The sequence below is a fragment of the Nocardioides sp. genome (genome assembly GCF_030655615.1).
Taxonomy (GTDB): domain Bacteria; phylum Actinomycetota; class Actinomycetes; order Propionibacteriales; family Nocardioidaceae; genus Nocardioides.
The window spans coordinates 1-7,682 of the sequence record NZ_JAURVJ010000100.1; the positions used below are offsets into that span (position 1 = coordinate 1).

Annotated in this window: 6 protein-coding genes; all 6 read right to left on the reverse strand. The window is 73.4% G+C overall.

The window, feature by feature from the left end; all coding sequences use genetic code 11:
* Nucleotides 1–440, reverse strand: a 440-nt coding sequence (locus Q7T52_RS08275; protein WP_304801299.1) for an alcohol dehydrogenase catalytic domain-containing protein, incomplete at its 3' end; no start/stop codon positions are given.
* A 34-nt stretch (nt 441–474) separates the two neighbouring features.
* On the reverse strand, nt 475–786 hold the full coding sequence (locus tag Q7T52_RS08280) for a DUF1232 domain-containing protein (protein ID WP_304801300.1): 312 nt from the start codon (nt 784–786) through the stop codon (nt 475–477).
* Nucleotides 787–864: 78 nt separating this feature from the next.
* Nucleotides 865–1,821 (reverse strand): hypothetical protein, encoded by a 957-nt coding sequence (locus tag Q7T52_RS08285; protein WP_304801302.1) that lies wholly within the window; start codon nt 1,819–1,821, stop codon nt 865–867.
* 25 nt (nt 1,822–1,846) lie between these two features.
* Nucleotides 1,847–3,313, reverse strand: a complete 1,467-nt coding sequence (locus Q7T52_RS08290; RefSeq protein WP_304801303.1) for an NAD-dependent succinate-semialdehyde dehydrogenase — start codon at nt 3,311–3,313, stop codon at nt 1,847–1,849.
* 404 nt (nt 3,314–3,717) lie between these two features.
* Nucleotides 3,718–5,613 (reverse strand): M4 family metallopeptidase, encoded by a 1,896-nt coding sequence (locus tag Q7T52_RS08295; RefSeq protein WP_304801305.1) that lies wholly within the window; start codon nt 5,611–5,613, stop codon nt 3,718–3,720.
* 304 nt (nt 5,614–5,917) lie between these two features.
* Nucleotides 5,918–7,682 (reverse strand): LuxR family transcriptional regulator (locus Q7T52_RS08300; RefSeq protein ID WP_304801307.1); only part of this gene is annotated, 1,765 nt, incomplete at its 5' end.

Genomic DNA, 7,682 nt, shown 5'->3' on the forward strand with positions numbered 1-7,682 from the left:
ACGACGTCGTCCGCGGTCGGGGGCTCGAGCTCGAGCACGCCGAGAGCGGTGCGGCCGGTACCGACGGCCGCGACGGCCTCGGGGAGGGCGACGTGGTCGGCCACGTCGAAGAGGGTCGTGGCCGCGGTGACCGCCTGGTCGGCGTACCCGCCGGGCACCAGCCCGAGGTGGGCGACGACCCGCCGACCGAGCCAGGTGGGGTCGACGCCCTCGCCGACGAGGTCGACGACACCCGCCACCTCACGGCCGGGGATCGTCGGCAGCGCGGGCGGCGCCATCGGACCGCCGCTCTCGCCGCGGCGGAGCGTGGTGTCGAGCAGGTGGACGCCGGCGGCCGCGACCGCGAGGCGGACCTGGCCGGGCGCGGGCGTCAGGTCGGGCAGCTCCTCGAGGACGAGCGTGCTGGGCGGGCCGAAGGCGTGGTGCCGGATCGCGTGCATGCGGACCAGCGAACTCCCTCAAGGAGACTTGAGGTCAAGGCTTGCGGGCGCGGTTGTCGCGGACCCCGGCGTCGCGCAGGATCCGGCGGGCCTGCACCAGCTTGTAGACCCAGACCGCCACGACGGTGACGACGCCGGCGTCGTCGACGAGCCCCAGCGGGCCGAGGACGATCTCGGGCAGGACGTCGACCGGGCTCGCGAGGTAGACGAGCGCGCCGACCATCGCGGCCAGTCCTCGCGGCGGCACCCGATAGCGCCACATGACGAACACGATGACCGCGACCCCCAGCAGGAAGAGACCGCCCAGGACCACGAGCACCACCGTGACCAGGTCGCTGACGTCCACGGGCCAACTGTGCCACCCCGAGGCGAGTGGTCTCGAGACAGGCGCCAGCGCGCCTTCCTCGACCACCGTGTGGCCCGGTCAGTACTGGTGGAACCAGGGGGCGAGGTCGGCGGAGATGCCCGGGCAGGTGAGGTTCATGTCGCGGTCGGCCTCGACCCACTGGCCGAGCACCGCGTCACCGCCCTGGATGACCCAGTCGTCGCCGCAGCGCGACAGCGCCTCCTCAGCCGACGTCTGGCCCGCGGCGCGCCACTCGGGGACGCCGAGCTCGAGGTCGCCGACGACGCCCCGCCACAGGGCGGGCGTCGAGTAGACGCCGATGCGATAACCCTCGTCCTGGTAGCCGCGGGCGACGCCCGCCACCACCGCGGCGTTGGCCGACAGGTCGCTGCTCCAGGCGAACGACGGCACCGGCTCGACGTCGATCCACACCACCGGCGTCTCGAGGCCGGCCGTCTCCATCGAGCGGACGTTGAAGAGCGCCTGCTGGTAGCCGGTGTTGGCCAGCGCGCCGACCGCGGTCGAGCCGTCGTAGGGCCCGTCCTGGCCGTGCTGCGCGACGAGGTCGGCCTCGGGGTAGGAGGCGACGGCGTACGCCGAGATCATCAGCCCGCGCTGCCGCACGTAGTCGACCTGCGAGGCCAGGCACGGGTTGGGATAGAACCCGGGGCCGTTCGTCAGCCCCACCACGACGTACCTCGCGGCCTCGACCGGCAGCGGCTGGCCCGACGACCGCTTCTCGGGGATGCCCATGCCGGGCGGGCACTGCGGCCAGCTGATGTCGGCGCCGAGCACCGGGCCCTCGTCGACCTCGATGTCCTCGACGAGGTCGGCCAGCGGGTCACGGGTCACCGACGGCGGCGGGGGTGCCGCCTCGGTCGGCTCCGGGGTCGTGACCGCGCCGGGCTCGGTTGCGGCGGCGGCGGCGGCGGTCGACTCCCCCGACGACGACGGAGCCGGCGGCGCCCCGGGGTCGCCGGACGAGCAGGCCGCGACGAGCAGCAGCAGCGCTGCCGCACCCGCCGCCCGTCTCATGGCGGCAAGGGTCGCACGCCGCCGGTCAGACGGGGATCGCGACGTAGGTGGTCTCGAGGTACTCCTCGATGCCCTCGAAGCCCCCCTCGCGCCCGAACCCGCTGGCCTTCATCCCGCCGAACGGCGCGGCCGGGTTGGACACGAGGCCGGTGTTGACGCCGACCATGCCGAACTCGAGGGCCTCGGCGAGCTTGATCGTGCGGGCCAGGTCGCGCGTGTAGACGTAGGACGCGAGGCCGTACTCGGTGGCGTTCGCGGCCGCGACCGCCTCCTCGTCGGTGGTGAACGTCGTGATCGGCGCGACCGGGCCGAAGATCTCCTCGGCGTTGATCGCGGACTCGGCGGGGACGTCGACCAGGACCGTCGGGTTGTAGAAGTAACCCGGGCCGTCGGGCGAGCCGCCCCCCACGAGGAGTCGCGCGCCGTCGTGGACGGCGTCGGTGACGAGCTGCGAGACCGACTCGACGGCCTTCTCGTCGATCAGCGGCCCGACGTCGACGCCGTCGTCCTGACCACGACCGACGGTGAGCGCGCCCATCCGGGCGGCGAGCCTGGTGCCGAACTCGTCGGCGACGTCGGCGTGCACGAGGAACCGGTTGGCCGAGGTGCAGGCCTCACCCATGTTGCGCATCTTGGCGACCATCGCGCCGTCGACGGCGGCATCGAGGTCGGCGTCGGCGAACACGACGAACGGGGCGTTGCCACCGAGCTCCATGCTGACCCGCTGCAGCTGGTCGGCGCTCTGACGCACGAGCACCCGGCCGGCCGCGGTCGACCCGGTGAAGCTGACCTTGCGGAGCCGGTCGTCGGCCTGGAGCGTCTGGCTCAGGTCGCGGTCGCGGGTGGTGGGGACGATGTTGAGCACCCCCGCCGGGAGGCCCGCCTCCTCAAGGATCGCCCCGAGCGCCAGCATCGTCAGCGGCGTGCTGGCGGCCGGCTTGACCACCATCGTGCAGCCGGCGGCGATCGCCGGACCGATCTTGCGGGTGCCCATCGCGAGCGGGAAGTTCCACGGCGTCACGAACAGGCAGGGCCCCACCGGCTTCTTGATCGTCAGCAACCGCGAGCCTCCGGCCGGGTTGTTCATCCACCGGCCGTGGATGCGCACGGCCTCCTCGGCGAACCAGCGGAAGAACTCCGAGCCGTAGCCGACCTCACCCTTGGCCTCGGCGACCGGCTTGCCCATCTCGAGGCTCATCAGCAGGGCCACGTCGTCGCTGCGGTCCTGCAGCAGCTGCCACGCACGGCGCAGGATCTCGCTGCGCTCGCGCGGAGCCGTCGCCGCCCACTCGGCCTGCACGGCGACCGCCGCGTCGAGCGCCTCGACAGCCTCGTCGGGCGAGGCGTCCGCGACGGTCGCCAGCACCGACCCGTCCGCCGGGTCGACGACGTCGAAGCGGCGGCCGTCGTCGGCCTCGCGCCAGGTGCCACCGACGAAGAGGTTGCGGTGCTCGGGGGACAGCAGGGAGTCGATCCGGTCTGATCCAGTCATGACCGCAATGCTTCCACTCTCCCAAACTTTGCGTAGGTGGGGAGACACACCTTGTCCGGAGGCGTATCGTTCATGGCAGTCGTCCTTCGGAGGGAGCACCAAGAAGACGATTAGAGTCCCCTCGCCGACCCCATGCGGCGGGGGGGCTTGCTCCGTTTTTGGGTCGTCTCTGGCCCTCCCGCGTCTCGCTGGCCGATTCCGCCTGGTCTTGCTGCCGCTGGTCTGGCAGTCGGCCGCCGAGACGCTGGGTCTGGCCGACGACTCCGTGCGCCCTGTGGTCGGCTTGGGCTTCGGTGGGGGCGCCTTCTTGCTGGTCCAGTCCTCTCGCACCCCGCTGGGCTCGGTTGGGACGGCAAGGGCCCGGCAGCTTCTTCGCTGCCGGGCCCCGCCTCACCTGCGCTTGCTCAGGGGGTGTCGTACTTGACCGTGTAGCTGCCGCTGCCCGAGTAGGCGTAGACCTCGACGCGGTAGGTGCCGGAGCCGGCGGTGTAGGCGATGGTCTCCGTCGACGAGGCGCTCTCGCTCTTGGCGACGTCGGACCAGGTGGAGCCGCTGAGCTTCTGGACGTAGAGGTCGAAGTCGGCGGAGCTCGGGCCGGTGAGGCAGGCGTTGATGACGCCCCCGGTGGTGGTGAAGCCCGAGGTGGACGGCTTGTAGGTCGACGTCTTGCTGCTCAGGGTGCCGGTGGCGGTGAACTCGGTGCAGGTGCCGCCGGTCGGGGGCGGCGTCGTGCCGCCGCCGCAGGTCGGCTCACCGGACTGGGCCGGGACGCTGATGCCGGCCCAGGCGTCGCGGACGCGGTTGAACGTCGTGCAGTCGGTGGTGCCGAAGAGGTTCTTGGCGGCGGTCAGCGTGGCGACGCGCGCCTTGGCGTGGGTCCACGACGACGTCTTGAGGAGCAGTCCGTTGTAGAAGACCTTGCCGGCGTTCTGGAGGCCGATGCCGGTCAGCGTGGAGCCGTTGCAGCTCGTCGAGCCGCTGGTGCCGTTGGCCAGCAGGTAGAACCAGTGGTTGAGCGGGCCGGCCGCGGCGTGCACCTCGGTGTTGGGGATGCTCGACGAGTAGCAGTTGGGGTCGCCGACCGCGCTCGGGTTGGCCATGTTGCGGATCGGGCCCTGGCCGACCAGGTTGGCCTCCTCGCCCACGAGGTAGTCGCCCGGGTCGTCGGGGTTGTTGGCGTAGAACTCGGTGAGCGCGCCGAAGATGTCGCCGGTCGACTCGTTCATGCCGCCGGTCTCGTTGCCGCCGGTCGAGCCGCCGGGCGTCGTCTGGAAGATGCCGTGGCCGTTCTCGTGGGCGACGATGTCGATCGCGGTGAGCTGTCGGGCGTTGTCCTGGCTGTGGCCGAAGTTGGTGGTCGAGCCGTCGTAGTAGGCGTTGACGTCGGCGAGGCCGACCTTGGCCGGGTAGTTGGTGCCGTTGCCCTTGATGCCGCTGCGGCCGAGCCAGGCCGACAGCATGTCGACCTCCTTGCCGACCGAGTAGAGGACGTCGACGCAGGCGGTCTCGAGGTTGGTGCCAGAGCCGTTGCCCCAGACGTTGTCGGTGCCGGTGTAGGCCGCGCCGTTCTGCCCACCGCACTTGACGCCCGAGCGGGCCGGGTCGGTCATCGAGTACGACGAGCCCGAGCCGGAGGTGCCGATCGTGACGCCGGGGTAGTAGTAGCCGTTGCCGGTGCCCTCGCGCACGGCGTCGCTGGCGAGCAGCACCTTGCCGGTGCGGGCGTCGCTCCAGACCGTCGTGATCGACGGGGTGCCCGCCTTGGTGCCGGTGACCTTGGTGCGCCACGCGAGCGTGGGCGTGCCGACGGCATAGACCGTCAGGACGGGCTTGGAGACCGTACGGACCCGGTCGACCTGGCGGCGGGCCGTGGCCCTGGCCTGGGCCCGGGTGCGGGTCGGCGTGGTGGAGCGCAGCGAGATCGCGCGGGCCGGCTTGCCGGTCGCGCCGGTGGCGCGGCCGCTCTCGTCGACCGCCACGACGAAGTCGGCGCCATAGATGGGGAGGCCCTGCAGCGTCTTCTGGTAGGCGACGTAGTAGGTGCCCTTGGTGCCCGCGTGGGTCCCGGCGAGCTTGGTCGCACCGCCCTGGCCGCGGCCGGCGGGGCCGTGGTTGCGGACGTACGCCGCCGCGGCGTCGACCGCGCGGTCGCGGCGGTCGCCCTGCGCCGCGCGACCCTCGGGTCCGGAGCGGTCGGCGGACGCCGACGCGCGGTCGGCGGCGGCCGGGGCGGCCGTCGACGAGGGGGTACCGAGTGCGAGCGAACCGGCCAGTGCGGTCGCCAGCGCGGCCACTGCCACCCGAGGCAGCGTCGTGGATCTCATGGGGTCTCCTGAGTGTGAGAGAGGGGATGCGCCCGCCCTCGTCGCTCAGGGGTGTGACTTCCGAGATGAGGCGCGATCGGAACCGTAGGGATTGCCGGAATCTGCCGATAAGGGGGGAAACCCTTGCCCCGGTCGGGGTCTAGACCACTTTGTGTCCGGTGGCGGCGCCGGCGGGCGGTGCGTCAGCCACCGTTCCGGCCCCCGTACGCCGGGCATTCGGTGGCTCACCCACCGCCCACCCGACCCGACCCGACCCGACCCCCGGCCCGACTCGGCCCGCCTACTCCGGGGGCGCGGGCACGAGCAGCGTCGCGAGCTGGGTGCGCGAGCGGAGGTCGAGCTTGCGATAGATCCGGGTCAGCGTGGCCTCGACGGTCTTGACGCTGACGTAGGTGCGCTCGGCGATCTCGCGGTTGCTGGCCCCGGCCGCGACGGCGCGCGCGATCCGGGCCTCGGTGTCGGTGAGCCGGTCGAGGAGCGGGTCGTCGGCCTTGGCGGCGCGGTCGGGGGCGAGCTCGGCGTGGACCTGGCGGGCCCAGGCGTCGGCGTGCAGCGAGACGAAGAGCTCGTGGGCCTCCTGCAGCGCCGTGCGGGCCGCCGCGACCCGGCGCCGGCGTCGCTCGAGGTGGGCACGGGTGACGAGGACCCGGCCGGCGTCGATGCGCATGCCGAGGTCGGCGGACACCTTGGCCGCCCGGTCGAGCACGAGCTCGGCGCCCTCGAGGTCGCCGCGGGCCACGAGGAGCTCGGCCTCGGCGCGGTCGAGCTGGGCCGAGACGCCGTCGGTGCCGCCGCGCACCTCGCGACGCTCGACCTCCCAGCGGGCCTGGGCGAGCACGTCGCCGGCCTCGTCGAGGCGGCCGAGGGCGGTGAGGGCCGACACCAGGTCGGCGTGCCACCGGTTGACGGTCGGGTCGGCGAAGCCGCCCTCGCGCTCGATGTCGCGCACCCGGCCCAGCGCCTCGCGCGCGCCCTGGGCGTCGCCGGAGCGGAGCAGGGCCTGGCCGAGGACGACGAGGTGGCGCTGCAGGTAGCGCACGTCGCCACGCTGCTCGGCAGCCTCGACGCCGCGGCGGCCCAGCGTGCGGGCGCGGCCGAGGTCGCCGGTCAGGAGCTCGGCGGTCGCGGTGATGAACCAGCCCGAGTAGGCCTCGAGGTCGAACTGCTCGCCGATCCGGGCCGCGCGGGCGGCGTACTCGACGGCCTCGCGGCTGCGGCCGGTGCGCGCGGCGACCTCGACGAGGCAGCGCAGCACGTGGACGTGGTCCATGCCGGCGCCGCGCTCGACCTGGGAGAGCATCGCGAGGTTGGCCGCCCAGGCCTCGTCGAGGCGGTCGTCGTAGAAGGCGAAGCGGGAGTGCATGTACTCCGGCGACGTGTGGACGAAGCCCGTCGGGGTCGGGCCGGACAGCTCGACGGCGCGGTCGATCGAGGCCTGGTGGTCGGCGCCGGTCCAGCGCTGGGCGACGGCGAGCGTGGTCAGGCCGAGGGCGAGCTCGTCGTCGTCGCCGTGCCGCTCGAGCAGGGCGACCGCCCGCTCGCAGGCCCGGTGGGCGGCGTGGGGCCGCGACTCCATCAGCGCGATCCGCGCGCGCTGCAGCAGCACCTTGGCGACGAGCAGGTCGTCGTCGCCGGCGTCGGCCAGCGCGGCGGTCAGCACCTCGTCGAGGATCGTCACCGCGTGGCCGGCGAGCTCGGGGATCGCCAGCCGCACGCGCACCGCCTGCGCCGGCGTCGGGTGCGAGGCCAGGACGTCGCTGAGCGCCCGCTTGACCAGCTCGACGTGGTTGCCGGGCGCGGCGGTCTCGATGGCCGCGACCAGCCACTCGACGCGCTCGGCGTCGAGCTCGAACGGCGCCCGGTCGGCGGCCAGGACGTAGAGCTCGGCGGCGATCTCGCGCCCACCCAGCGCCGCGGCGTCGCGGGCCGCGAGGCCTAGCTCGTGGGCGAGCTCGGCGTCGGGACGCGGGTCGGCGAGCGCGAGGTGGCGCAGCCGCTGGGCGGCGCTGGGGGCGGCGTCGGCCAGCCGCTGGTGCAGGGCCGCG